At 61.0% G+C, this 24,863-nt stretch carries 27 protein-coding genes; 13 read left to right on the top strand and 14 right to left on the bottom strand.

What is annotated here, in order from left to right; all coding sequences use genetic code 11:
- The first annotated feature begins 494 nt into the window (after window positions 1–494).
- Window positions 495–1,289 (top strand): trehalose-phosphatase, encoded by a 795-nt coding sequence (gene otsB, locus AC13RE_RS18310; protein WP_488563984.1) that lies wholly within the window; start codon window positions 495–497, stop codon window positions 1,287–1,289.
- A gap of 47 nt (window positions 1,290–1,336) precedes the next feature.
- Complete coding sequence (gene otsA, locus AC13RE_RS18305) at window positions 1,337–2,713, top strand: alpha,alpha-trehalose-phosphate synthase (UDP-forming) (protein ID WP_488563983.1); 1,377 nt, start codon at window positions 1,337–1,339, stop codon at window positions 2,711–2,713.
- Window positions 2,714–2,723: 10 nt separating this feature from the next.
- On the opposite strand, the gene AC13RE_RS18300 is transcribed toward otsA, so the two are convergent.
- Entirely contained in the window at window positions 2,724–3,626 is a 903-nt protein-coding gene (locus tag AC13RE_RS18300; RefSeq protein WP_488563982.1) for a choline sulfate utilization transcriptional regulator, read from the bottom strand.
- Window positions 3,627–3,725: 99 nt separating this feature from the next.
- Here AC13RE_RS18300 and AC13RE_RS18295 point away from each other — a divergent pair, with 99 nt between their 5' ends.
- Window positions 3,726–4,673 (top strand): choline ABC transporter substrate-binding protein, encoded by a 948-nt coding sequence (locus tag AC13RE_RS18295; RefSeq protein WP_488563981.1) that lies wholly within the window; start codon window positions 3,726–3,728, stop codon window positions 4,671–4,673.
- Between the two features lie 20 nt (window positions 4,674–4,693).
- On the top strand, window positions 4,694–6,208 hold the full coding sequence (betC, locus tag AC13RE_RS18290; protein ID WP_488563980.1) for a choline-sulfatase: 1,515 nt from the start codon (window positions 4,694–4,696) through the stop codon (window positions 6,206–6,208).
- A 52-nt stretch (window positions 6,209–6,260) separates the two neighbouring features.
- On the opposite strand, the gene tsaA is transcribed toward betC, so the two are convergent.
- Window positions 6,261–6,791: a tRNA (N6-threonylcarbamoyladenosine(37)-N6)-methyltransferase TrmO gene (tsaA, locus tag AC13RE_RS18285; RefSeq protein WP_132715631.1), complete on the bottom strand. Its 531-nt coding sequence runs from the start codon at window positions 6,789–6,791 to the stop codon at window positions 6,261–6,263.
- 23 nt (window positions 6,792–6,814) lie between these two features.
- On the bottom strand, window positions 6,815–7,840 hold the full coding sequence (locus AC13RE_RS18280) for an iron ABC transporter substrate-binding protein (protein ID WP_488563979.1): 1,026 nt from the start codon (window positions 7,838–7,840) through the stop codon (window positions 6,815–6,817).
- Window positions 7,841–8,145: 305 nt separating this feature from the next.
- Between AC13RE_RS18280 and AC13RE_RS18275 the strand changes: the two genes are divergently transcribed.
- Together AC13RE_RS18275 and AC13RE_RS18270 are read left to right on the top strand one after the other, a co-directional pair.
- Complete coding sequence (locus tag AC13RE_RS18275) at window positions 8,146–8,538, top strand: nuclear transport factor 2 family protein (RefSeq protein WP_488563978.1); 393 nt, start codon at window positions 8,146–8,148, stop codon at window positions 8,536–8,538.
- 68 nt (window positions 8,539–8,606) lie between these two features.
- Entirely contained in the window at window positions 8,607–9,437 is an 831-nt protein-coding gene (locus AC13RE_RS18270) for a helix-turn-helix domain-containing protein (RefSeq protein WP_488563977.1), read from the top strand.
- A gap of 46 nt (window positions 9,438–9,483) precedes the next feature.
- On the opposite strand, the gene AC13RE_RS18265 is transcribed toward AC13RE_RS18270, so the two are convergent.
- The gene (locus AC13RE_RS18265) at window positions 9,484–11,067 is read right to left on the bottom strand and encodes a peptide chain release factor 3 (protein WP_488563976.1); all 1,584 of its coding nucleotides are present in this window, start codon (window positions 11,065–11,067) and stop codon (window positions 9,484–9,486) included.
- A gap of 91 nt (window positions 11,068–11,158) precedes the next feature.
- Here AC13RE_RS18265 and dut point away from each other — a divergent pair, with 91 nt between their 5' ends.
- Window positions 11,159–11,629, top strand: a complete 471-nt coding sequence (dut, locus tag AC13RE_RS18260; protein ID WP_132715627.1) for a dUTP diphosphatase — start codon at window positions 11,159–11,161, stop codon at window positions 11,627–11,629.
- Entirely contained in the window at window positions 11,629–12,522 is an 894-nt protein-coding gene (locus tag AC13RE_RS18255) for a GNAT family N-acetyltransferase (RefSeq protein ID WP_488563975.1), read from the top strand. Before dut ends, AC13RE_RS18255 begins: the two co-directional genes overlap by 1 nt.
- Here AC13RE_RS18255 and AC13RE_RS18250 read toward each other — a convergent pair.
- The gene (locus tag AC13RE_RS18250) at window positions 12,494–12,985 is read right to left on the bottom strand and encodes an Lrp/AsnC family transcriptional regulator (RefSeq protein WP_488564044.1); all 492 of its coding nucleotides are present in this window, start codon (window positions 12,983–12,985) and stop codon (window positions 12,494–12,496) included. The genes AC13RE_RS18255 and AC13RE_RS18250 overlap by 29 nt on opposite strands.
- Before the next feature lie 108 nt (window positions 12,986–13,093).
- Between AC13RE_RS18250 and AC13RE_RS18245 the strand changes: the two genes are divergently transcribed.
- Window positions 13,094–14,008, top strand: a complete 915-nt coding sequence (locus AC13RE_RS18245) for a DMT family transporter (RefSeq protein WP_488563974.1) — start codon at window positions 13,094–13,096, stop codon at window positions 14,006–14,008.
- Window positions 14,005–14,307 carry an NIPSNAP family protein gene (locus AC13RE_RS18240; RefSeq protein WP_015338553.1) on the top strand — a complete coding sequence of 101 codons (303 nt, stop codon included), beginning with the start codon at window positions 14,005–14,007 and terminating at the stop codon, window positions 14,305–14,307. Before AC13RE_RS18245 ends, AC13RE_RS18240 begins: the two co-directional genes overlap by 4 nt.
- Window positions 14,308–14,309: 2 nt before the next feature.
- Here the strand turns inward: AC13RE_RS18240 and AC13RE_RS18235 are convergent, their stop codons facing one another.
- Genes AC13RE_RS18235 through AC13RE_RS18225 form a run of 3 tightly spaced genes read right to left on the bottom strand, consistent with a single transcriptional unit; the run spans window position 14,310 to window position 16,150 of the window.
- Window positions 14,310–14,936 (bottom strand): hypothetical protein, encoded by a 627-nt coding sequence (locus tag AC13RE_RS18235; RefSeq protein ID WP_488484275.1) that lies wholly within the window; start codon window positions 14,934–14,936, stop codon window positions 14,310–14,312.
- Window positions 14,936–15,568, bottom strand: coding sequence for a LysE family translocator (locus tag AC13RE_RS18230; RefSeq protein WP_488484276.1), 633 nt, complete (start codon window positions 15,566–15,568; stop codon window positions 14,936–14,938). The genes AC13RE_RS18235 and AC13RE_RS18230 overlap by 1 nt, the downstream gene beginning before the upstream one ends.
- Window positions 15,569–15,592: 24 nt before the next feature.
- Window positions 15,593–16,150 (bottom strand): cysteine hydrolase family protein, encoded by a 558-nt coding sequence (locus AC13RE_RS18225; RefSeq protein WP_488563973.1) that lies wholly within the window; start codon window positions 16,148–16,150, stop codon window positions 15,593–15,595.
- A gap of 129 nt (window positions 16,151–16,279) precedes the next feature.
- Between AC13RE_RS18225 and AC13RE_RS18220 the strand changes: the two genes are divergently transcribed.
- Entirely contained in the window at window positions 16,280–16,501 is a 222-nt protein-coding gene (locus AC13RE_RS18220) for a hypothetical protein (RefSeq protein ID WP_488484278.1), read from the top strand.
- A gap of 23 nt (window positions 16,502–16,524) precedes the next feature.
- Window positions 16,525–17,493, top strand: coding sequence for a cysteine synthase A (gene cysK, locus AC13RE_RS18215; protein WP_488484279.1), 969 nt, complete (start codon window positions 16,525–16,527; stop codon window positions 17,491–17,493).
- 96 nt (window positions 17,494–17,589) lie between these two features.
- Here cysK and AC13RE_RS18210 read toward each other — a convergent pair whose 3' ends face one another.
- From AC13RE_RS18210 to rsmI, 6 genes are all read right to left on the bottom strand, one after another.
- Window positions 17,590–19,122 carry a YifB family Mg chelatase-like AAA ATPase gene (locus AC13RE_RS18210; protein ID WP_488563972.1) on the bottom strand — a complete coding sequence of 511 codons (1,533 nt, stop codon included), beginning with the start codon at window positions 19,120–19,122 and terminating at the stop codon, window positions 17,590–17,592.
- A 191-nt stretch (window positions 19,123–19,313) separates the two neighbouring features.
- Window positions 19,314–20,261: a glutathione synthase gene (gshB, locus tag AC13RE_RS18205; protein ID WP_285175483.1), complete on the bottom strand. Its 948-nt coding sequence runs from the start codon at window positions 20,259–20,261 to the stop codon at window positions 19,314–19,316.
- 108 nt (window positions 20,262–20,369) lie between these two features.
- On the bottom strand, window positions 20,370–20,873 hold the full coding sequence (locus AC13RE_RS18200) for a cupin domain-containing protein (RefSeq protein WP_488563971.1): 504 nt from the start codon (window positions 20,871–20,873) through the stop codon (window positions 20,370–20,372).
- 97 nt (window positions 20,874–20,970) lie between these two features.
- Entirely contained in the window at window positions 20,971–21,966 is a 996-nt protein-coding gene (locus tag AC13RE_RS18195) for an endonuclease/exonuclease/phosphatase family protein (RefSeq protein WP_488563970.1), read from the bottom strand.
- Between the two features lie 100 nt (window positions 21,967–22,066).
- A complete protein-coding gene (locus AC13RE_RS18190) occupies window positions 22,067–22,447 on the bottom strand; it encodes a YraN family protein (protein WP_015338544.1) in 381 nt (126 codons plus the stop codon).
- A complete protein-coding gene (gene rsmI, locus AC13RE_RS18185) occupies window positions 22,440–23,348 on the bottom strand; it encodes a 16S rRNA (cytidine(1402)-2'-O)-methyltransferase (RefSeq protein WP_488563969.1) in 909 nt (302 codons plus the stop codon). The genes AC13RE_RS18190 and rsmI overlap by 8 nt, the downstream gene beginning before the upstream one ends.
- A gap of 252 nt (window positions 23,349–23,600) precedes the next feature.
- On the opposite strand from rsmI, the gene dnaN reads away from it, so the two are divergent.
- Window positions 23,601–24,719, top strand: a complete 1,119-nt coding sequence (dnaN, locus tag AC13RE_RS18180; protein ID WP_488563968.1) for a DNA polymerase III subunit beta — start codon at window positions 23,601–23,603, stop codon at window positions 24,717–24,719.
- Window positions 24,720–24,863: the final 144 nt, after the last annotated feature.

Below are 24,863 nucleotides of genomic sequence, written 5' to 3'. Positions count from 1 at the left end.
TCTTGGACGATTGTTTATGCGGAATGGGTAATAAAGTCTTAATTTTCCATGCCGTGCGGCGCAAGATGACAGATATTTGACGCCTCGTCCGTTCACATTTCGCATCGCAACATTTTTTTGTAAGGGCCGCTGCGGCAGCGCTCTTGCTCAAGATGCGGCGGGCAACACATTTCACTGCGACAATAAGTGTGAAGCTTCCGTGGATCGAACCCCTTGCATCAGCTCGAATTTGAGCTACGTTTAGCTTGTCTGAAACGTAACGAAAGGAAGGTGATCCAATGTCTAGTGAGATTTCGGTCTTTGTATACGGCATGGAAATGGTTGTGAGCGTCGCGAGGCAGCCCTCGCTCTGATCAACACCTTCCCGAAGCGTTTGCCGCTTCAGGCCAGTTACGGGCCAAAGCTCATGGGGGGTCGCTTAAAGCGGCCCCTTTTGATTTTCAATCGTTCGTTTTTTCCTTGCCAAACGGGAAGAGCGCCTTAGCTAACCCAGCATGTCTTCTCAGGAACAGCCCGAACAGGGTGAAGCCAAGCCGAGGCCGCTGAACGAGCCGGCCCTTACCGCACTCTCATTGTATCCGCAGGACTGGGCCTTGTTCCTCGATATCGACGGAACCCTGCTCGATCTCGCCGAAAGGCCGGAAGCGATTGTCGTGCCCGATTATCTGCCCGGTACCCTCCATGCGCTTTCCCGCCAGCTCGGCGGCGCGCTGGCCTTGGTCACCGGCCGCGCCATCGAATTCGTCGATCCTCTTTTTGCGCCCTTCCGCTTTCCCGTCGCAGGCCTCCATGGCGCAGAACGGCGTGATGCGGCCGGACGGCTGCGGCGGGCGCATATTCCGCCCGCCTTTCAGGCGATGAAGCAGACCATCGCCTACGAGGCCCAAGCCTGGCCCGGCGCCATCGTCGAGGACAAGGGGGCGGCCGTCGCGGTTCATTTTCGCTATGCACCCGCATATGAGGCCGAGATCGGCGAAGTCATGCAGCGCCATCTGGAGGAAGCGGGTCCCGACTGGAACCTTCAACGTGGCAAAATGGTCCTAGAAATCTGCCCTTCCCACGCCAGCAAGGGACATGCCGTCGAGGCGTTTCTGTCAGAAGCGCCCTTCGAAGGACGCCGTCCGGTCGCGATCGGCGACGACGTGACCGACGAGACGATGTTTGCCGCCGCCAACCGTCTCGGCGGCCAATCCGTGCGCATCGGCGATGCCAACGGAAAAACACTGGCGCGTGCATCCATTGGCTCACCTGCGCGTTTAAGGGACGTGCTGGGAACGCTCGTCAAGTAATTTTCGATCATGGCGATGTCTCCCAGCCTTCTCGAAAGGAAGAATTCGTGAGTCGACTCATCATTGTTTCTAATCGTGTTTCCGTACCCGACCATAAAGGTGCCGCGGCGGCAGGCGGCCTCGCGGTGGCGCTGCAGGCGGCGCTCGCCGAGCGCGGCGGCATCTGGATGGGCTGGTCCGGCAAATCGAGCGGCGACGCGGAGCCTGAGCCGCTGCGGATGACGCAGGACGGCAATATCACCTATGCGCTTACCGATCTGACCCAGACCGATGTCGAGGAATATTATCAGGGCTTTGCCAACCGCGTGCTATGGCCGATCTGCCATTACCGGCTCGATCTCGCAGAGTATGCCCGCAAGGAAATGACAGGCTATTTCCGCGTCAACCGCTTCTTTGCCCATCGGCTCGCACCCCTGATCGAGCCTGACGACATCATCTGGGTGCATGACTATCATCTCATCCCGCTTGCAGCGGAGCTGCGGCAGATGGGCCTGAAGAACCGCATCGGCTTCTTCCTGCATATTCCCTGGCCGCCCGCCGATGTCGTGCTCGCCATGCCGGTGCATGAGGAGATCATGCGCGGCCTCTCCTCCTACGATCTCCTTGGCTTCCAAACCGATTACGATCTTGAAAACTTCGCGGGCTGCCTGAAGCGCGAGGGCATGGGTATCGAGAAAAGTCCCGGCCATTTCAGCGCTCATGGTCATGATTTTCGCGGCGGCGCCTATTCGATCGGTATCGAGACGGCGGGCTTTGCCGAATTCGCCCGCAAGGCAGCGTCGCACAGCATGGTGCAGAAAGTGCGCCAAAGCATCGAAGGCCGCGACCTGATCCTCGGCGTCGACCGGCTCGATTACTCCAAAGGCATCACACAGCGCATCGATGCCTTCGAACGCTTCATCACCAACAACCCCGCTCATCAGCGCAGCATCACTTATCTGCAGATCACGCCGAAATCCCGCTCGGAAGTCCCCGAATACGAGGCGATGCAGAACGCGGTTGCCGAACAGGCCGGCCGGGTCAATGGCGCGATCGGCACGGTCGACTGGGTGCCGATCCGCTACATCAACCGTTCGATCAGCCGCCCAATCCTGGCGGGTCTGTATCGGCTCGCCAAGGTCGGGCTGGTGACGCCTCTGCGCGATGGCATGAACCTGGTCGCCAAGGAATATGTCGCGGCGCAGGACTCTGAAAACCCGGGCGTGCTGGTGCTCTCGCGCTTTGCCGGCGCGGCGCGCAAGCTGAAGGGCGCTCTGCTGGTCAATCCCTATGATGTCGACGGCACCGCCAATGCGCTGGCGCGCGCCATCAACATGCCGCTGCAGGAGCGGCAGGAGCGCTGGCGCGGCATGATGGATTATCTGCTCGAAAACGACGTATCGCGCTGGTGCGAGACGTTTCTTGCCGATCTTACGGCGGAATAGAGCATGATTATCATCCGGCAGCGGCTTCTGTGAGCAGCCATTGCGCCAGCTGCTCCGCCTCCGGGTTTGCGGCCGCTGGCGGCAGCAGCCAATAGCCGCGCTCCGGCGCCTCCAGCATGGGACCCACCGTCACCAGGGTCCGCGCTGTGAGCAGGGAATCGACAAGGCCCATCCAGCCGATGGCGACGCCCTGTTCGCTGAGGGCCGCCTGCACGACGAGCGAGTAGGTGTTGAAGCGCAGGTCGCCGCGGCCGGCATAGGCATCCCGGGCAACACCGAGGGCGGCAAGATAGCTCTGCCAGTCGAACCATGGCGACGGCATTTCGGTATCCAGGTGAACAAGCGTGGTGCCGGCAAGCTGCGAGGGATCGGTGAATGGACCGTGCCGCTCTGCAAAACCTCTCGTGCAGATCGGCACGACTTTCTCCGGCAGAAGCAGCGTTGCGCCCGAACCGAACTCGTTGCGTGTCCCGAAGAAGACGGCGATATCGCCACTTTCCGGAGCGCCGCGATCCAGCCGCTGCGTGGCGACGATCTGGATATCGACTTCGGGATGAAGCAGGCGGAACGCATGCATGCGCGGAATGAGCCACAGAGCGGAAAAAGCATAATCCGTGCGCAAACGAACGGACGGGCGCTCCGCCTCGACGCGGAAGCTGCGCACCAGATTATCGACACCGCCGACCGCCTTTTCTACGATTTCGAAGAGGCGCTGCCCCTCGGGCGAGAGCACGACACCGCGATGCTGGCGATGAAACAGGGACACGCCCACCTGCTCTTCGATGCGGCGAATCTGATAGCTGACGGCGGGTTGCGTCAGGCCAAGCGCTGCAGCGGCGGCAGAAAGGCTGCCGGAACGACCCACTTCCAAGAATATCCGCAGCCAACCAAGATCGACGAGACGTTCAGCCATAAAATTTCCTTTTGGCATCCATCGAAAAATGCCTGCTTCACAGCAGGAACTCTACTGATGTTCAATAAAATAATCCAATAACAGGAGGGAACTATGGTCATGCGCATGTCTGCAATGGGCCGGCTCGCTGCCGGCGCTATCTTTTCCGTCCTTTCCTTTGCCGGCATCGCCCGGGCTGATGGCGACAGCTGCAAGACGATCCACCTGTCGGATCCCGGCTGGACCGATATCACCTCGACCAATGGCGTGACCGGCGTACTGCTGACCGCCCTTGGCTATGAGCCCGACATCAAGACTCTTTCCGTGCCGATCGGCTATCAGGCGATGAAGACGGGCGAGATCGATGTTTTCCTCGGCAACTGGATGCCAGCGCAGAAGGCTTTCGTCGACGATCTCAACAAGGCGAAGGCGGCCGAGGTGCTGAACCGCAATCTTGAGGGCGCCAAGTTCACGCTGGCCGTTCCGACCTATGTTGCCGACAAGGGCATCAAGGACTTTTCCGACCTGCAGAAGCATGCCGACGATTTCGGCCGCAAGATCTACGGCATCGAGCCGGGTGCACCGGCCAATGCCAATATCCAGAAAATGATCGACACCAACGATTTCGGTCTGAAAGGCTGGGAACTGGTGGAATCGAGCGAGCAGGCGATGCTGTCGCAAGTAGAGCGCGCCTCCAAAGACAAGCAGGCGATCGTCTTCCTCGCCTGGGCGCCGCATCCGATGAACGAGCGCTTCAAGATCGCCTATCTTTCCGGCGGCGATGCCTATTTCGGCGCGAATTACGGCGGCGCCGAAGTCTATACGCTGGCGCGCACCGGCTGGGCCGCCCAATGCCCGAATGCCGCCAAGCTCTTCCATAATCTCACCTTCGACATCGGCATGGAGAATTCACTGATGGGCTCGATCCTTGGCGGTGACAGCGCCAAGGATGCGGCGGCCGCCTGGTTGAAGGCGCATCCGGATGCCTTGACGCCCTGGTTTGCCGGCGTCACCACTATCGACGGCAAGCCCGGCCTTGAGGCCGTCAAAACCGCCATCGGCCTTTGATTTCCGAGAAAGACACCAGCATGTCCCACCCGAATATCCTCATCCTCATGGTCGATCAGTTCAACGGCACGCTCTTCCCGGACGGCCCGGCCGAATTCCTACATGCACCGGTCCTGAAGGCTCTGGCGAAGCGCTCCGTGCGCTTTGCCAACAGCTATACGGCAAGCCCGCTCTGCGCGCCGGCGCGCGCCTCCTTCATGTCGGGGCAGCTGCCGAGCCGCACGCGCGTGTACGACAATGCTGCCGAATTCTGCTCGGATATACCGACTTTCGCCCATCACCTGCGCGCCGCCGGCTATCAGACGGCGCTCTCGGGCAAGATGCATTTCGTCGGCCCGGATCAAATGCATGGTTTTGAAGAGCGGCTGACGACCGACATCTACCCTGCCGATTTCGGCTGGACGCCTGATTATACGAAGCCGGGCGAGCGCATCGACTGGTGGTATCACAATCTCGGTTCGGTCACCGGCGCGGGCACTGCCGAGATCACCAACCAGATGGAATATGACGACGAGGTCGCTTATCACGCGACCCGCAAACTCTACGATCTCTCGCGCCGCCAAGACGAAAGACCCTGGTGCCTGACCGTCAGCTTCACCCATCCGCATGACCCTTACGTCGCGCGTCGCCGCTTCTGGGATCTGTATGAGGATTGCCCGGCGCTCGACCCGGAAGTCGGCGAAATCCCCTTCGAGCGGCAGGACCCGCATTCGCAGCGGCTGATGAAGGCCTGCGATCACACCGCCTTCGACATCACGCCAGAGCAAATCCGCCGGGCGCGGCGCGGCTACTTCGCCAATATCTCCTATGTCGACGAGAAGATCGGGGAGATCCTCGAAACGCTCGAGCGCGGCCGCATGGCCGACAACACGATCATCCTCTTCGTCTCCGACCATGGCGACATGCTTGGCGAACGCGGCCTTTGGTTCAAGATGAACTTCTTCGAAGGATCGGCCCGCGTGCCGCTGATGATCGCAGCGCCCGGCTGGCAGCCGAAGCGGATCGACCAGCCGGTCTCGACGCTGGACGTTACTCCGACGCTGGCAGCCCTTGCCGGGATCGACATAGCATCGCTGCGCCGCTGGACGGATGGCGAAGATCTGACGCCGCTGGCTCGTGGAACCGGAAGCCGCAGCCCCGTGCCGATGGAATATGCGGCGGAAGGTTCCGAGGCACCGCTCGTCGGCTTGCGCGACGGCCAATACAAGCTGACCCTTTGCGAAAAGGATCCGCCGATGCTCTTCGACCTTAGGGAGGACCCGAAGGAGCTCACCAATCTGGCCGGTGACCCGGCTTATGCGAAAACGCTGGAAAGACTGACGGCGCAGGCCATGGCGCGCTGGGATCTTTCAAGCTTCGACGCTGCCGTGCGCGAGAGCCAGGCGCGGCGATGGGTGGTCTATACGGCCCTTCGCAACGGCGCCTATTATCCCTGGGACTATCAGCCGCTGCAGAAAGCGTCGGAGCGCTACATGCGCAACCATATGGATCTCAACGTGCTGGAGGAAAACCAGCGCTATCCGCGCGGCGAATAGGATTTCGATGGTGGACTGATGGCAATAGCTTGGAGCGGTTTCACGAAGCGCTCTAGGCATCTCGCTTCTGGCAATAACGCGCCGTCTCGCCGTCGCCGGTCTGGAAGTCTCCGGGCTGCGGCGGCGCGATCGGTTTGAACAGCGTGCGATCCGGCTTCAGATCGAGCAAGGGCGTGCCGTCAAGGCAATCGAGGCCGCGCACCAGCAGTACGGCCCCTTCGACCGCTTCCAGCTTGACAATGGATGTGCCGATGGGATTGGGCCGCACCGGCGAGCGCAGCGAAAAGGTGCCGTGTACCTTGCCGCTGTTGGCCGGGCTCTGCAGCACAAGATCTCGGCGGGACCGATCCAGCCAATAGAGAACCTCCAGCCGCTCGAAGGCTTCCACACCCTGCAGCGCCGCTACCCAGGGCTCGAAGATTTCGATCCGGCAGATCGGGCCATCATGCCGGCCCTGGCGCGGCGTTTCCATGCGCGAGGTCCAGGGTGTCGAAATGCGGCCGATGAAGGTGAGGCCAGCATCCGAGGCTGCGGGCGGCTCGACGGCCACTTCGTTTTCGCGAATTTCGTTTTCCCGGACCATGAATGCCTTCCTTACCAGAGCGGTTATTTCATGCCCTTTAGCAACGCCGCCAGCTGATCGTCAGTCAGATCGACCTGATAAAACAGCTTGTAGAATTGCTTCACATCGTCGGAAAAATCGCTGCGGAAGAGCTTCGGATAAATGAGCTTCTCCATCCAGCGCACGCCGAGCAGCCTGTTGATGCCAGGCGGGGAATCGAACCAGCCGAAAGGTAGAGACGGCGGCACGAAGATCTTGCCGTCCTTGACCGCCTTGATCCCAGCCCATTGCGGATCGCTTTTCACCGAGGCTGCAAAGTCAGGGTTCTCGGCAATGATGATATCCGGATTCCATCCGGCGACCTGCGGCGGCGTCACCTTGGTCAAGCCACCCTTGCCGGCAGCGGCAGCGACATTCATCGTGCCGACGGCATCGAGGATTTCCAGATTGATCGAGCCGGAAAGCCCGGTTTCCAAGCCATCGGCACCACGGCCGTAATAGACGCGCGGGCGCGGGTCGTTCGGCAATGTCGCGAGCTTTTCGTTCAGGTCCTTGATCGCCGAATCGGCATAATCGGCCAGCTTGTTGGCGCGATCCTCGACGCCGATCAGCGCGCCGACATCGCGCACCGTATCGGCGGTGCGGGCGAAGCTGCCGTCGATAAGGACATAGGGAATATGCGTGTCGGACTGCACCTTATCGGCCAGCGCCTTGTAGATGGGATCGACCGTACCGGCATCGAGGATGATATCGGGCTTGGCGTCGGTGACCGCCTGCGAACTGATCGCGCCATCCTTGCCCGTCAGGCGCCCGATTGTCGGCAATGATCGCACCGACGGCATCATGTAGGCCTTGGCGGCATCATCAGGCGCATGCACCCAGCCCACCAGCTTCTCCGGCGCAAGCACATAGACCAGGACGGCGGCTGGCGGTCCGGCCACCAGAATGCGGTTGATCTTATCAGGCACGGACACCGTGCGTCCGGCCGCATCGGTGATGATTCGCGCCTCGGCTGCGACCGGCATCAGGCCGACGAAGGCCAGAGCAAGAACCGCAAGAAATCTCATCATGAAAGCTGCTCATTCTGATCGAGGGGACCTCGGGGCGGCACTATGGCATAGCGCTATATCGGATGGAACATCGCGGCGGCAGTATTCCAAAACGAAACGCATCCGAACCGATCGGATCAGCATGAGACGCGATCGGCCGGTCTTCATTACATCCGATGTAATTGAGAGCGGCATTCGTCCCGGCGTATTTAAAGACTGTCTTCTTGCAGGAAGAGCTTATTCAGCCCTTCAACCAAAAGGAGCCTTCACCCGGCTTGACGTCGATGGCCACGGCGTCATTCCAACGGCAGGCCCAGGAGAAATCCATGACAACGATGTCATTCACCAAGACAGAAGCCCCGCAATGGCTGCTCGCCTTCTGGCGGGAAATCGACGACAAGACCTTTGGCGAAGGTTTTGATTGCCTCGCGGAAGACGCCACATGCAATCTCGGCATTGCCGACTGGAAGGGGCGCGACACCATTCGCCGGAACCTGCGCGCCTTCATCGACACCGGCTTTACCGCATTGCATGATGTCACCGAATATTGGGACGCGGGATCGCTGAAGGTGTTCCGCGGGACCGTGACCATGACGCCCAACGATCGCACCCAGGCGGTGGTCAAACCGGTCATGACGCACTTTTTCTACATGGACGAGGCGGACCCAACGAAAGTGCGCCATTGGTACGGCTCGGTCGGGCCTGTTGCCTTCTCATAAGAACTGATCCGGCGGGGCTGCCGAACGCAGCCCCGCCATACCAAACGAACGAAGCGAGGCTTTACAGGATGAGTTCCCTTCGCGCCGAACTGAGATTGCCGAACGAGCTGGGACAGCAGCTGCGCGCATGGCGCGACACGCGCGGGAAGAGCCAGCTCGAGCTTTCGCTCGACACCGGCATCTCGCAACGCCAGATCAGCTTTATCGAAAGCGGCAGGAGCACGCCCGGGCGCCAGAATGTCCTGCGTCTCGCCGATGCCCTCGATGTGCCATTCCGCGAGCGCAACACGCTGCTGCTCGCCGCCGGCTATGCACCGATCTATTCCGAAGGAAGCTTTGACGATCAGGAAATGCAGGGCGTCACCAATGCGCTGAAACGCATGCTGCGTCAGCATGAGCCATTCCCGGCCGTCGTGATGGATCGCTACTGGAATGTACTGATGACCAACGATGCAACGCTGCGCTTCTTCGGCCAGTTCACCGATATGGCCGCGCGCCCGAAACCGCGCAATCTCCTGCATCTGATGTTCGACCCCTCGGGCATGCGGCCCTTTATTGCTGATTGGGAGAAGACGGCCGAAAGCTTATTGGGACGAGTCTTCCGCGAGTCGGTCGGCCGCGTCATCGACGCGAGGACGAAGGAGCTGATCGACAGTCTGCTCGCTTACCCCGACGTGAATGCTGAATGGCAGACATCGCCGGCGATCGAGACTGCGCCGATCATTCCCCTCTCCTTCGTGAAGAACGGGCATGTTCTGAAATTTTTCTCACTGGTGACGACGGTGGGAACGCCGCGGATGATCTCGACCCAGGAGCTGCGGGTCGAAGGCATGTTTCCGCTGGATGACGCCACGGAGGCTCGGTACGCGGAACTGATGAATGCCACCGCAGAGCGGTAACCCTGTGAGCCACAGGCGGAGGCCCGTGGCTGCAAGGTCTCCCGGATCACGCCGCCTTGACGGCGTGATATTCCTTGATCGCGACCATCTTGATAGCCGGATAACGTTCCGCCTCGTAGCGCAGCGAGAAGCCGTCCTGGGCGAGGAAGACCGGATCGCCATCGAGATCGCGGGCGATATCGCCGCGGCGCTGGGTAACGAATTTTTCGAGATCGGCGGGTTGGTCGGCCGAGATCCAGCGGCACACCGAGAAGCGCGACATTTCGAAGGAAACCGGCAGGCCGTATTCCGCCATCAGCCGCTCCTTCAAGACGTCGAGCTGCAGGGCGCCGACAACGCCGACGATGGCGGGAGAGCCATCTTCCGGCGAGAAGAGCTGCACGACACCTTCTTCGGCCATCTGCTGCAGCGCTTCCTTGAGCTTCTTCGCCTTCATCGCGTCTTCAAGACGAACACGGCGCAGGATTTCCGGCGAGAAGTTGGGCACACCCTGGAAGACCAGCGATTCGCCTTCGGTCAGCGTATCGCCGATGCGCAGCGTTCCATGGTTCGGAATGCCGACGACATCGCCTGCATAGGCGGTGTCGGCGAGCTGGCGCTGCGAGGCGAAGAAGAATTGCGGCGCGGTCAGGCCAAGCTGCTTGCCGGTGCGCGACAGCCGAGCCTTCATGCCGCGCTCCAGCTTGCCGGAGCAGATGCGGGCGAACGCGATGCGGTCGCGATGGTTCGGATCCATATTGGCCTGGATCTTGAAGACGAAGGCCGTCATCTTGTCGTCGGTGGCGTGAACCGTTCTGATGTCGGCAACCTGGTCACGCGGCGGCGGCGCGAAGTCGCCGAGCGCGTTGATAAGATCGCGAACGCCGAAATTGCGCAGGGCCGAGCCGAAGAAGACCGGCGTCATATGACCTTCGAGGAAGGATTCCCGATCGAAAGGACGGCAGGCCTCGATCGCCAGTTCCGTCTCATCGATAAAGGCCTGACGCTCGTTTTCCGGCAACCGGTCGGCAACGGCTTGCGGGCCGTTTACCTTGGTCACCTCAACCTCGGTATCGGAGCCGCGCACGGTGTTCGCGGCAATATGATAGGAGCCGCAGAAGGTCTTGGAGCGGCCGATCGGCCAGGTGATCGGAGCCGTATCCAGCGCCAGCTTCTCTTCGACTTCATCGAGGATTTCGAAGGGATCGCGGCTTTCGCGGTCCATCTTGTTGATGAAGGTGATGATCGGGATGTCGCGCATGCGGCAGACTTCGAACAGCTTCAGCGTCCGCGGCTCGATACCCTTGGCGGCGTCGATGACCATGACGGCGGCGTCGACGGCCGTCAGCGTGCGATAGGTGTCGTCGGCGAAGTCTTCGTGGCCGGGCGTATCGAGAATGTTGAAGACATTGCCTTCATACTCGAAGGTCATAACCGAGGTTACGACCGAGATGCCGCGCTCGCGCTCGATCTTCATCCAGTCGGAGCGCGTCTGCATGCGATCCTTCTTGGCCTTGACTTCGCCGGCAAGCTGAATGGCGCCGCCGAACAGCAGCAGCTTTTCGGTGAGCGTCGTCTTGCCCGCGTCCGGGTGAGCGATAATAGCGAATGTGCGGCGGCGGGAGACCGCCTCGGCGAGACTTTCGGCCATGCGTGTGAATCCTGTGAATTGGCGCCGTATCTAGCGACTCAAAGGCCTAAATGCAATTGACCTCCGGCCTTCGCGCGCAAACTAATGCCGCATGACCATTCACACTGATATCAGCCCGACCCTGAAGCTCATCCGCCTGCCGCACGGCGAGGGCCTGGAGCTGCCCGCCTATGAGACCAAGGGTGCAGCCGGCATGGACCTGCGCGCCGCCGTCGAAGAAGGCGCGACGCTGACGATTGCGCCCGGCAAGCGGGCGCTCGTTCCCACGGGCTTCATCTTCGAAGTTCCGGAAGGCTTCGAGGCGCAGATCCGCCCGCGCTCCGGGCTCGCGTTCAAGAACGGCATCACCTGCCTGAACTCCCCCGGCACAGTCGACAGCGATTATCGTGGCGAAGTGAAGGTGATTTTGGCCAACCTCGGTGATGAGCCCTTCGAGATCACGCGCGGCATGCGCATCGCCCAGATGGTGATCGCGCCGGTGACGCAAGTGCGTGTCGCCGAGATTTCCGAGATCAGCGAAACCGCACGCGGCGCCGGCGGCTTCGGCTCGACCGGCGTGTGATGTCCGAACTAGGACGAGACCACGGACTGACGCTCCGGCAAGATTATTTCGACGATCCCGCCGCCTGGAATGCGCTTGTCGATCTGCTGCAGGACACGTTTTCGATCGATGTCAGCCTCCTGGGCCAATTTGGCGGCCCGGACCGGACAAGCATGCCGTTCGGCTATTTCGATAGCGAGGGCCGTTGCGTCGCCAATTTCACTGCCTTCTCCATGCCGATGATCCTCAATGGCAGGGTCGTCAAGGCGGCGGGCTATCAATCCGGCGCAGTCCGGCCGGAATGGCGCAAGCGCGGCCTCTATCGCGACCTCATGCAGCGCGCCTTTGCCCACACCGCGACTGAGGACTGCGAACTCGATCTTCTGCTCACCGACAAGCCGGCCCTCTATGAACGGTTTGGCTTTCGCATCCTGCCGCAGCATATCTTCGTTGTGCAGACGCCGACGCTTCAGAAATCTGATTTCTCAGCCCGGCAGCTCTCCCTGGAAGCACGTGGCGATCTGCGCCTCATCAAGACGCTCCTGCAAAACCGTCAACCTGTCTCCGCCCAATTTGCCGTTGTCAGGCAGATGGAGATGTTTCTGCTGAATGCCTCCTTCAACTCCGCGATCCGTCTGACGGCGCTTGGGGATGACACGGTCGTTGCATGGACGTTCGACGGCGCGACTTTCTGGCTTCTCGACATTGTAGGAGCTGCCATCCCCTCGCTGGCGACCATCGTCTCAGCGCTCGATATCGAACCCGAGCGCATCGAGATCTGCTTTTCTCCGGACCGCCTGGATTGCGAGATATCGCTTGAGCCTTATGAGGGCTACACCATGTTGATGGTGCGCGGCAAAGCGGCGGCCGATATTGTCGGGCCGCTCATGCTTTCGCCGATGGCGGAATTCTAGAGCCGTTAAGCGGCGGCAGGCGGCGCTTGACCGGCGTCGCCTTGATCATCGACGTGTTCGTCTCGGCCCGCTCGGTGATCTTATCCAATATGCCATCGAGTTCACCCATCGAGCGCACCACCAGCCGACCGATAAAGCAATCGTCGCCGGTGACCTTGTCGCACTCTATGAATTCCGGCGTCTGTTGAATGATCCGCTCGACGACGTGCAACTGACCGGGCAGAGGCCGGATGCGGACGATCGCCTGCAGGGGATAGCCGATCGCCTCCGGCGCGATATCCACGGTAAAGGCCGAGATGATGCCGCGCTCCTCCAACCGGCGCAGACGTTCCGCCGCGCTCGGCGAGGACAGGCTGGCCGCTTCCGCCAGTTCCTTCAGCGATATGCGGGCATTGCGCGCCAGCGCCTCCAGCATCCGCTGATCGATCTCATCGAGGCCAAGGCTCGCATTAGGAACACTCATCATTAAACCTCATTTATTTAGGTATCTTGGCTAATTTACCTTACTAAATCTATATCATCAGCGCCGATGCCGCAATATGATTGGGGTAGATAGACGGGAGCCAAGGCAATGAACGAGATTAAACGCGGCACGGTGGAAATGACGGCAGCAATGCTGATTTCAGGCACGATCGGCTGGTTCGTGTTGATGTCCGGGCAGGCCGTGACCGGTGTGGTCTTCTGGCGCTGCTTCTTCGGCGCGCTGACGCTGCTCGTTATTTGCGGCGCCATGGGCCTGCTGCGCCCAGGCATCCTCAATCTCAAGATATTTTCCATCGCCGTCGGTGGCGGAATCGCCATCGTCCTCAACTGGCTGCTGCTTTTCGCCGCCTATTCCCACGCCTCCATTTCCATCGCCACAACCGTCTACAATACGCAGCCTTTCATGCTGCTGGGTCTCGGCGCATTGTTCCTCGGCGAGCGGATCACCTTCACCAAGCTCTTCTGGTTAGGCCTCGCCTTCGCCGGCATGGTCGTGATCGTCGAAGGCAAGCCGGCCGAAGCCGCCGGTTCGGGAAGCTATGCGATCGGCATACTGCTTTCGCTGGGCGCAGCCTTCTTCTATGCGCTGGCAGCAATCGCTGCCAAATGGCTGAAGGGCACGCCGCCGCATCTGATTGCGCTGATCCAGGTCTCCACCGGCATCCTGATGCTGGCGCCCTTCACCGATTTCTCGGCCGCACCCCAGGATGTCGGGGGATGGTCGATCCTCGTCACCATGGGCATCGTGCATACCGGGTTGATGTATGTGCTGCTCTATGGCGCCATCCAGAAGCTGCCGACGCATCTGACCGGGGCACTCTCCTTCGTCTATCCAATCGCCGCCATCATCGTCGATCGCTTCGCCTTCGGCCATGTGCTTGGCCCGGCGCAGATCCTCGGCGCAGTCATCATTCTCGCGGCTGCTGCCGGCATGAATCTCGGCTGGACGCTCCCCCTGCCCTGGAATAGAAACGGTGGTCTTTCGAAGGGGGCCGCCGAATGATCACTTGCTACCTGCATTATGTCATCGATCCCTATAAGCTTGCCCAGTTCGAGCATTACGCCAAGCTCTGGATCCCGCTGGTCAACCGGCTGGGCGGTACGCATCACGGCTATTTCATGCCGCACGAGGGTGCCAATAACATCGCCTTGGCGCTTTTCAGCTTCCCGAGCCTTGCCGCCTATGAGGAATATCGGCTGAAAATACCTGAAGATGCGGAATGCCAGGCCGCCCTTGCCTATGGTGAGGAAACACGCTGCATCATCAGCTATGAGCGCAGCTTCATGCGGCCGGTGTTCTAAAATTATTTAGCCGGATTCTGACAGACATCGGAGCGACCGTCGAGACCCTCGACCATCTTCTCGAAGGTCGCGCCTGATCCGGCCTTGCCCCCGCTGATGCGCAGCACATAGAGGCTGTCGAAATCCTTGCCATGCCATTTCGGCACGGTTTTTTCATCACCGCCATTCTCGCTCATCAGCTGGCGGGCGAGATCGACGATCTGCTTGTGCTCCCAGGCGACGAAGATCAGCTTGCCGGCATAGGCAGGCTTCTTCAGCTCGCCTTTCAGATCATCGATATCCTCATAGCCGAAGCTGGTATCGACAGGCATTCCAAGGGCGATCGCCGTCGGCTCTATGGTCGCGAGCGGCCGGATATAATCGTAGGAAGTGCCGGAATCGTCCTTTCGCTTCGATGGATCAGGCGCAAAGATCGCAGCCGGCTTACCGAAGAGCTTTGTCAGCACCGGCGGCAAAGCCAGCGCCCGGTTGAGACCCTGGCAGCTCAATTGGCCAAGACCCGCCTCGGGCTTTTCGCCATGACGCATGAAGACGATCGTCTGCGTTCCCGTCCCCGCCGCCGAAGCAGCGCTCCAGAACGATGCGAGCACCAGAAGGCTGGCGGCGAGCGGCAGCAAAACGCTCCGCATCAACGCTGTGCCTCGAAAGCCATGCGCACGGCGAGCCCGGCGAGCACCGTACCCATCAGCCAGCGCTGCACCAGGGCAAAGGATGGGCGCTGGGTGAGAAACATCGCGATCCAGCCGGCACTCAGCGCGAAAATGGCATTGAATGTTACGCTGATAATGATCTGCGCGAAGCCGAGAACAATGGATTGCGTGAAAACGCTGCCGGCGGCGGGATCGATGAACTGCGGCAGCAGCGACAAATAGAGGATCGCGACCTTCGGGTTCAGCAGGCTCGTCACCAGCCCCATCGTGAAAAGCCGGCGGGTGCTGTCCTTTGGCAACTCGCGTACATGAAAGACCGAGCGGCCGCCGGGCTTCAGCGCATTCCAGGCGAGCCATCCAAGATAGGCCGCACCCGCCAGCCGCAGCGCATCGTAGGCGAAAGGAACGGCAAAGACGAAGGCGGTAATGCCGAGCGCAGCCGAGAACATGTAGAAGAGGAAGCCGCAGGCGACACCGCCAAGGGAGATCAACCCCGCCGCTGGTCCCTGCGAGATCGAGCGCGACACCAGATAGATCATGTTCGGCCCGGGCGTCAGTACCATGCCGAGAGCGATCAGGGCAAAGGTGATCATGCTGGTCAGATGCGGCATGGAGGCTCCGGCGGAGAAAGCGCTTCAGAAGGAGATTTCGGTCGATGCGACCAGCTTGATTTCATGCGGCCCGGCATCGAAACCGTCAAGCAGCATATTGTGATGGGTGACAATGTCTTCGAAACTCAGTTTGCCCATATCCGCCGTGGTGTGTCCGTCTGATATCAGTGAGACGTCGAAGCCCAGCGAAACGGCGCGCCGCACAGTCGTATCCACGCAGAACTGCGTCATGCAGCCGCCAACGATGAGGTGAGTGACCCCACGGCCCTTGAGCCGTGCCTCCAGATCCGTCTCGAAGAAGGAATCGCAGCTCGTCTTGTGCACGACGACATCTCCGGCTTCCGGCGCGATCTCCCGGCGCAGCTGCCAGCCTTCGCTGCGCTTGGCCAAACGATGGGTCGGGCCGCCGTCATGCTGAATGATGAAGGTGGGAATACCGGTAGCACGGGCGCTGTGTTTCAACGCTGCGAGCTTCGCAACGACCGTCTCCAGAGCGGCATCGATAGCCGGCTGGCGATCCGGCGTGCCGAGGCCCGTCAGGATGGAGTTCTGAAGATCGATCAGGAGCAATGCGGAAGACATGATATCCTTGGGCAAAGCAGTTGCGATGGGCCGTTAACACCTTGGTAATATGTTCGCTCCATCGGCGCAATCGCTTGAAAACGCAAAGGTAGTGCAATAGAGCCGATACCATCTCAGGAGGAAAGCCTCATGACGCTTGCGGCCCTACCTGCCTATTGCGGCGCGCTCTTTGTCGCTGCAGCCATTCCCGGCGCGGGCCTCGTCGCCACCGCTGCCTTCATCGCCGCGCGCCGCCTGAAAAAAACATCCTCAAAAAAGGCCATCGGGAGATTCTTTTCTCACGTGCTTCACGCGAGGAGCGGGTGCGCACTCTGGTTTCCGCACGCGTTTGATCCTATTGTCGTTGCATAAATCCAATTTAGGGAGAGCTACCCATGTCCGACACCCGCAAACCCGGCCGCGGCCGCGTCTACGCCTCGATCACCGATACTATCGGCGATACGCCGATCGTGCGCCTCGACAAGCTGGCGAAGGAGAAGGGCGTCAAGGCCAACATCCTGGCAAAGCTCGAGTTCTTCAATCCGATTGCCTCCGTTAAGGATCGTATCGGCGTCGCCATGATCGAGAGCCTCGAAGCCCAGGGCAAGATCGCTCCCGGCCGGTCCGTGCTGATTGAGCCGACTTCGGGCAATACGGGTATTGCGCTCGCCTTTGCCGCCGCCGCCAAGGGTTATCGCCTTATCCTCACCATGCCGGAAACCATGTCGATCGAGCGCCGCAAGATGCTCGCGCTGCTCGGCGCCGAGCTGGTGCTGACCGAGGGACCGAAGGGCATGAAGGGCGCGATCGCCAAGGCCGAAGAGCTGGCCGCGTCGCTGCCGGATGCTATCATTCCGCAGCAGTTCGAAAATCCCGCCAACCCGGAAATCCACCGTAAGACGACGGCCGAGGAAATCTGGAACGACACCGAAGGCAAGGTCGATATCTTCGTTTCCGGTATCGGCACCGGCGGCACGATCACCGGTGTCGGCCAGGTGCTGAAAGCCCGTAAGCCTGACATCAAGGTCATCGCCGTCGAGCCGGCGGATTCGCCCGTTCTTTCCGGCGGCAATCCCGGCCCGCACAAAATCCAGGGCATCGGCGCCGGCTTCGCACCGAAAGTTCTCGATACGCATGTCTACGATGAGGTGGTCACCGTCAGCAATGACGAGGCTTTCCAGCTTGCCCGGCTCGTGGCGAAGCTCGAAGGGGTGCCGGTCGGCATTTCCTCAGGCGCCGCTCTGACGGCGGCCATTAAGATCGGCCAGCGTCCCGAAAATGAAGGCAAGACCATCGTCGTCATCATCCCGTCCTTCGCCGAGCGCTATCTCTCGACGGCGCTATTCGAAGGGTTGGGCGGCTGAACTAACGGCAGCAACTAATTGGGAAAGGGGTGCTGCGGCACCCCTTTTTGTTTGTGCGGATTAGAGACGATCAGGCGCTGCGAAGGGCTCGAATTTTCAGGCGTGCGCGGCCAGCCGCTCTCCGGCGATGCGATAGGAGATGGCTTCCGCAAGATGGATGCGCCCGACGGTCGGTTTATCGTCCAGATCGGCAAGCGTTCGCGCGACCTTGAGGATGCGATGATAGCCGCGGGCGGAGAATTTCATCTTCTCGGCAGCATCGCGCAGCAATTGCAAGCCGGCGGCGTCTGGCTCGGCGATGGTTTCGATCATCGCGGTCGAGCAGCGGGCGTTGGTGCTGACATCCTTCATGCCGGCTCGTTCGAAGCGTTCCCGCTGTCGTTCGCGGGCGCGGGCGACACGGAGCGCGACATCGGCACTGCTTTCCGCTGATGTCGGCCGGATGAGGTCAGCGGCGGAGACTGCCGGCGCGTCGATGCGAATGTCGATACGATCGAGCAGCGGACCGGAAATACGCCCCTGATAATCGGATGCGCAACGCGGCCCACGGGCGCAGGTGTGGCCCGGTTCGCCGGCCATGCCGCAGCGGCACGGGTTCATTGCCGCGACAAGCTGGATACCGGCCGGATAGGAAACCCTGTGGTTTGCTCTCGCAATGACGCATTCCCCGGTCTCCAGTGGCTGGCGCAGCGCATCGAGCGCCTGCGGCGAAAACTCCGGTAGCTCGTCGAGGAAAAGGATACCGTGATGGGCCAGCGATACCTCGCCGGGCCTCGCACGCAGACCGCCGCCGACGAGCGCAGCCATGGTCGCCGAATGATGCGGCGCGCGATAGGGCCGCCGATCGGAGAGCTTGCCGCCGGAAAGCTGGCCGGCGATCGAATGGATCATCGACACCTCCAGCAGCTCGTTCGTCGACAGGGGCGGCAGGATCGACGGCAGGCGCGAGGCGAGCATCGACTTGCCCGAACCCGGCGGTCCAACGAAAAGTAGATTGTGCCCGCCGGCGGCGGCCACTTCCAGGGCGCGCTTGGCACTTTCCTGCCCCTTGATATCGGCAAGATCGGGCAGATTGGCAACGCTGGCACGAATGGAGGGCTCCGGCCGCGAGAGGACCTGCGTGCCGCGAAAATGATTGGCGAGCGCGATCAGGCTGCGTGGCGCCAGAATATCGATCTCCTTGCCCGCCCAGGCAGCTTCCGGCCCGCTTTCGGCAGGGCAGATCAGCCCCTTGCCCATGGCATTGGCGGCGATCGCTGCGGGAAGAGCGCCGGCAACGGGCGCGATCGTGCCGTCGAGATTGAGTTCGCCGATGACAGTGTAGGAGGACAGGGCATCGGCAGGGATCGCGCCGAGCGCCGCCATCAGACCAAGCGCGATCGCAAGGTCGAAGTGACTGCCCTCCTTGGGCAGATCCGCCGGCGCGAGATTGACCGTGACTTTCTTCGGCGGCAGCGCAAGGCCGGAGGCGTGCAATGCCGCCTGCACCCGCTCCCGACTCTCGGCCACCGCCTTGTCCGGAAGGCCGACGATGTGCATCAGCACCTTGCCCGGCGCGATCATCACCTGCACCTCGACGGGTACGCCCTCAATGCCCTGAAACGCAACCGTACTGACGCGCGCTACCATGCTTATCCCCTGTCGCCGAACCCGTTTGCCGTTACGTGCCCCGACCAGCAAACTTCGGGTTGCAATCTGGCACAAGACAAGGAATGAAACAAGAACAATAAACGAACAAAAACTTCACCCAGGCATGTCGAAATTATCGACATGCCTGGGTGAATATGATCGTTCAGCCGAAAGCGTGGGGAAACTGCCGGTCAGGCCCGCTTGGCTTCGATCGCATCCCAGAGCAGGCTGGCGATATCGGCGCCGCCGAAACGCTTGACTTCGCGGATGCCGGTTGGCGACGTCACGTTGATCTCGGTCATATAGTCGCCGATGACATCGATGCCGACGAGCAGGAAACCGCGTTCCTTCAGGGCCGGTCCGATGCGGGCGCAGATTTCCTTTTCGCGCGCCGTCAGCTCGGTCGCTTCGGCACGGCCGCCGACATGCATGTTGGAGCGGGCATCATGCTCTGCCGGCACGCGGTTGATCGCGCCGACCGCCTCGCCATCGACAAGGATGATGCGCTTGTCGCCCTTGCGAACGTCAGGCAGATATTGCTGGGCAATGAAGGGTTCGCGGAAGAGCTGGCCGAACATTTCGAGAAGAGACGAGAGATTGCGGTCGTCGCGGGTCGAATGAAAGACGCCGGCGCCGCCATTGCCATAGAGCGGCTTCAGGATGATGTCGCCCATCTCATCGCGGAAGCGGCGGATTTCAGCCGGATCGCGGGTGATCAGCGTCTTCGGCATGAGATCGGCGAATTCGGTGACGAAGATCTTTTCCGGCGAATTGCGCACCCAGGCCGGATCGTTGACGACGAGCGTCTTCGGGTGGATGCGCTCGAGTAGATGCGTCGAGGTGATGTAGGCCATGTCGAAGGGCGGATCCTGGCGCAGCAGCACCACGTCCATGGTCGAGAGATCGACACGCTCGGGCTCGCCGAGCTCGAAGTGATCACCCTTGACGTCACGCAGGATCATCGGCTCGACGGAGGCATAGACCTTGCCGTCGCGCATGCTCAGCCGCTCGGGCGTGTAGTGGAAGAGCTTATAGCCGCGGTTCTGCGCCTCGAGGCTCATGGCGAAGGTGGAGTCACCCGCAATGTTGATGCTCTTCACATGGTCCATCTGGACCGCAACATTCTTGATACCAGCCATAGTCAGCCCTCGCTCGAATTTGCGGACAGATGTAGGTCCGCCCGCATCCAAACGCAACGGCTATTCAAGGCTTCCGTCAGGGGCTTGTTCGGCCTGGCCTTGCCGCGCTCAGGCGGCAAGACCCTGTGTGCCGCCCTGGCGGACGAAGTTGCGCAGGCGATAGGCCATGGTCAAAGGCTTCGGGAATGGCTTGCGTAAAAAGGCGACCTTGCGCAGATAGCGATCGATGCGCCATGTCGCCCAGGTGCCGCCGGCGAAATAGGCCACATCGCCGGCGCTGAGCGTGCGCTCAACGCCGTCTTCGGTGGTGATATGCACCTCGCCCTCGAGGATCATCACGGTTTCGTCCCAGCCGAAATACCAGCGAAATTCACCCGCCGTGCAATCCCACAGCGCCGTCATGGCTGCATCGTCCTGCCCGCGCGAATGCTCGGCGATGCGGGCAACCGGATTGCCCGACAAAACCCAGGACGGCTCGATCGGCGCCGGCTTCATCTCCATTTCGTTGCTGGCGCCAGCCACGAAGCTTTTCGACCGCGGCAGCGCGACCACGGCCGGGACGGCACGCGCGGCAAAGGCCGCCATGCTCGCCAACATCAGTTTCAAGACCATGCAATCCCCCAATTCCATGCGCGTCTGCGATCTCATTCGCATGGAAGGGGTAACGGCAGGGTTCATGAAACCGCGCGCATTTTAACGATTGCAGCGATCAGGCGGAAAAACCTTCGATTGCGCAGACGACCATATCGTGGTCGGAGAGCGGCTTGCCTTCTCCGTTGAGGGAGGAAACAAGATGGCTTTCGCCGATCTTCAAGCCGCGGGTAATGAACCAGTCGAGCTTCATGGTACGATCGGGGAAACGTGTGATCAGGCTCGGGCGCGTGCTTGTCTGATCGAGCGGGCCGCCATGGCATTCGAAACCTCGGCCTTCGGCCATGGCGAACAGCGTATCCGTCGAATAATCGCCGCCGGTGTGGTTGCCGGTGTTGAGATCGCCGCCGACCAGGATCGGCAGACCGGGCGCGAAGGCCTCGACCTCATCGATCAATGCCGCCAACTGCCGCTCGCGATAGGCAGCGGTTGCGACGCTTTCGAGGTGAACCGAAACCGCGACCATGGGGCCTGCCTCTGTCTCGACGATGGCGCCGACGGCGCAGCGATCGCCGATGCGCGGCTGCTCGTTGCCGTTGTTGAACCAGACGGCCTCACCGGGCAGACGGATCATGAAAGCATTCTTCAGAGCGACGGAGGCCATTAGGGCGTTACCATGAAAGCCCTTCTCATTAAAATCGTCGCGGCAGTAGGAGCGCTCGATTTCCGAGCCAAGACTGAGTTCGAGAAACTCGACACCATAGGCATGATTCATGCCGAGTTCGCCGGCGATGATCGCGGTCGCGTCGCGCTGTTCGGTACGGGCCATGCCCAGATCCATTTCCGACAGCAGGATGAGCGGCGCACCGGTTTCCCGCAGCTTGGCCGCACTTTCCTCGGGAAAGAGGCAGCGCTCGAGATTCCAGGCAGCGACGGTAAAGGGGAAAGACAGAACCTCGACCGTGGCACCCGTCCCGCCGATGCGCACCGCATTCAGGCAGGCGAGCGACGCAAGCTTTTCGGCGTGAACGGCCGGGGTCTTTTCAAGCGAAAGGAAACCCTTGCGTTCCTCCTGCGAGGGAACGGCAAAGGCGGAAACGGTGTTGCGGATCATGATGGGGCCTGTCGAAATAGCATTGTGTGTGCGGTGGAAGTCGCGAGCGCTTATCGGTCCGGCAATAGGCTGATTTTGTGACGGTCCTGTAACGCCGCGCTCAAAAGGCATCCGGAAAATGCTGCGGCCAGCGGCCGGGGAGCATGGCGACGATGTCATAGCGTTGCGAGAGACGGGCGAAATCCGGTTGCCGCGCGAGCCAGAGATCGCTCGCGGCACGAATGCGGTTTTGCGAAGAGAAGGAAACGGCGTCGATCGCCTCCTGCGCGCCGCGTCTGGATTTGACCTCCACGAAGATAGCGAGATCGCCCTTGCGGGCAACGATATCGATTTCGCCAAGCTTGGTGCGATGACGGATCGCCAGGATGCGATAGCCCTTGAGCATCAGGAAGGCGGCGGCGAGATATTCGGCAACATGGCCGCGCCGCCAGGCCTTTTGCCGCTTCAGCTTCTCGCCGGACCCGGGCTTCGTATCAGCCATGGCGCTCCTTCATGTCGAGCAGGCGCTGGTAAAGCTCCTTGCGCGGCAAGCCGGTCAAGCGCGCAGCCTCCGTTGCCGCCTTGGCGGTCGGCATGGTCCCTGAGAGATCGGCGAGGATGGCATCGACATCGGCCTCCGCCGCGACATTTTCCGCCGGTGGGCCCACGAGCCAGACGATCTCGCCCTTCACATTCTCAACGGCATCATAGAATGCGGCGAGTTCGGATAGCGTACCGCGGCGAAATTCCTCGAAGGTCTTCGTCAGTTCGCGGCAAACGGCGCCGGCACGCTCGCCCCCCAGCACATCGGCAGCGGCGGCAAGAGTCGCAGCGATGCGATGCGGCGATTCAAAGAGGATGAGGGTTGCGGGGATGCCTGCCAGCTCGGCCAGCCGATCCCGCCGGCCCTTGTCCTTGGCGGGCAGGAAACCGGCAAAGAAGAAGGCGTCGTTGGGCAGGCCGGAGCCGACGAGGGCCGCGAGCGGTGCGGAGGCGCCGGGGATGGGAACAACCTTATATCCCGCTTCGATCGCCTGCACCGCAAGACGGTAGCCGGGATCGGAGACGAGCGGCGTGCCGGCGTCCGATACCAGCGCCACCGATCGGCCAGCTTCCAGAGCTTGCAGCAGCCGGGGGCCTGCTTCATCGGCATTGTATTCGTGATAGGCATAAGGCTTGTTCTGGATGCCATAGCGGTCGAGCAGGACACGGGTGACACGCGTATCCTCGCAGGCCAGCACGTCGGCACCGGCCAGCGTCTCCAGCGCCCGCAAAGTGATATCGCCGAGATTGCCGATCGGCGTCGCGACGAGATAGAGCGCCGGTTCAAGGGGGCGGGCCGGGATCTGATTGTTATGCAGGCGGAAACTGCGTGTCCCGCCGCCTGATTGCTCTTCGTTCATGCCGGTCCTGAATTCACTTGGGATAAGCAGCCTTTATGGGCGAGGCACGCACGGACAGCAAGAGCGGTGCAATTCCTGTGGAGCATTGCCGACGAAATGGCGAATTGGCGCCCGACAAATCGCCTATGCCTCTTGCATTCGGATGGAGAAGTCTGCCAAGTTGCCTGTCCAATCTTTCGGGCCTTGTCCGAAAACATGTCGCTCGGGCGCCTCGGGCCGCCCGGCAAGTCACGGTCGAAAGCGGTAGCATCCATGCGTATTACAATAGAGCGGTCGAACCTCCTGAAGTCGCTGAACCACGTGCATCGCGTGGTCGAGCGTCGCAACACGATTCCGATCCTGTCCAACGTGCTGCTCAAAGCCGACGGCACGAACCTCGACATGAAGGCGACCGACCTCGATCTCGAAATCACTGAGGCAACGCCCGCCAATGTCGAACAGGCCGGCGCCACCACTGTTCCCGCGCATTTGCTCTACGATATCGTGCGCAAGCTTCCCGATGGTTCGGAAGTGCTTCTCGCCACCAACACCGACGGCAGCTCGATGACGGTCGCCTCCGGCCGCTCGAAATTCTCGCTGCAGTGCCTGCCGGAATCCGATTTCCCCGATCTCACTGCCGGTAGCTTCAGCCATTCCTTCAAGCTGAAGGCGTCCGATCTGAAGATGCTGATCGACCGCACGCAGTTTGCGATCTCCACCGAGGAGACGCGTTACTACCTCAATGGCATCTTCTTCCACACGATCGAAAGCGGCGGCGACCTGAAGCTCCGGGCTGTCGCCACGGATGGCCATCGCCTGGCGCGCGCCGATGTCAGTGCGCCTTCCGGCTCCGAAGGCATGCCTGGGATCATCATCCCGCGAAAGACTGTGGGAGAACTGCAGAAGCTCGTGGACACGCCGGACGCGATGGTCACGGTTGAAGTCTCCGACGCCAAGATCCGCCTGACGATCGGCTCGATCGTCATGACCTCGAAGCTGATCGACGGTACCTTCCCGGACTATCAGCGCGTCATTCCGGCCAACAACGACAAGGAAATGCGGGTCGATTGCGAGACCTTCGCCCAGGCCGTCGACCGCGTATCGACGATCTCGTCGGAGCGCGGCCGCGCCGTGAAGCTGGCACTGTCTGACGGCCAACTGCTCCTCACGGTCAACAACCCGGATTCGGGAAGCGCGACGGAAGAAGTGGCCGTCGGCTATGAGATGGACCCGATGGAAATCGGCTTCAACGCCAAGTACCTGCTCGACATCACCGCACAGCTTTCCGGCGATGCAGCCATATTCCTGCTAGCCGACGCCGGCTCGCCGACGCTCATTCGCGACACGGCTGGGGACGATGCGCTTTATGTGCTGATGCCGATGCGCGTGTAGCGAAACCAAAGCGCCCATTAATGCGTTTATTCCACGCAAGGGCGCTTTTATTTGGTCTTTTGTCGATTGCGACATTTTCTCTTGTTATTGCGTCATTCGGTTGCAAGATCCTAGAGAAGCAATATGTAAGTCGCGACGGTAACA

Source organism: Martinezella sp. CNPSo 3959 (assembly GCF_057784355.1).
Note: the sequence above shows the minus strand (reverse complement) of the source record. Positions and strands in the feature narration are given on the sequence as shown.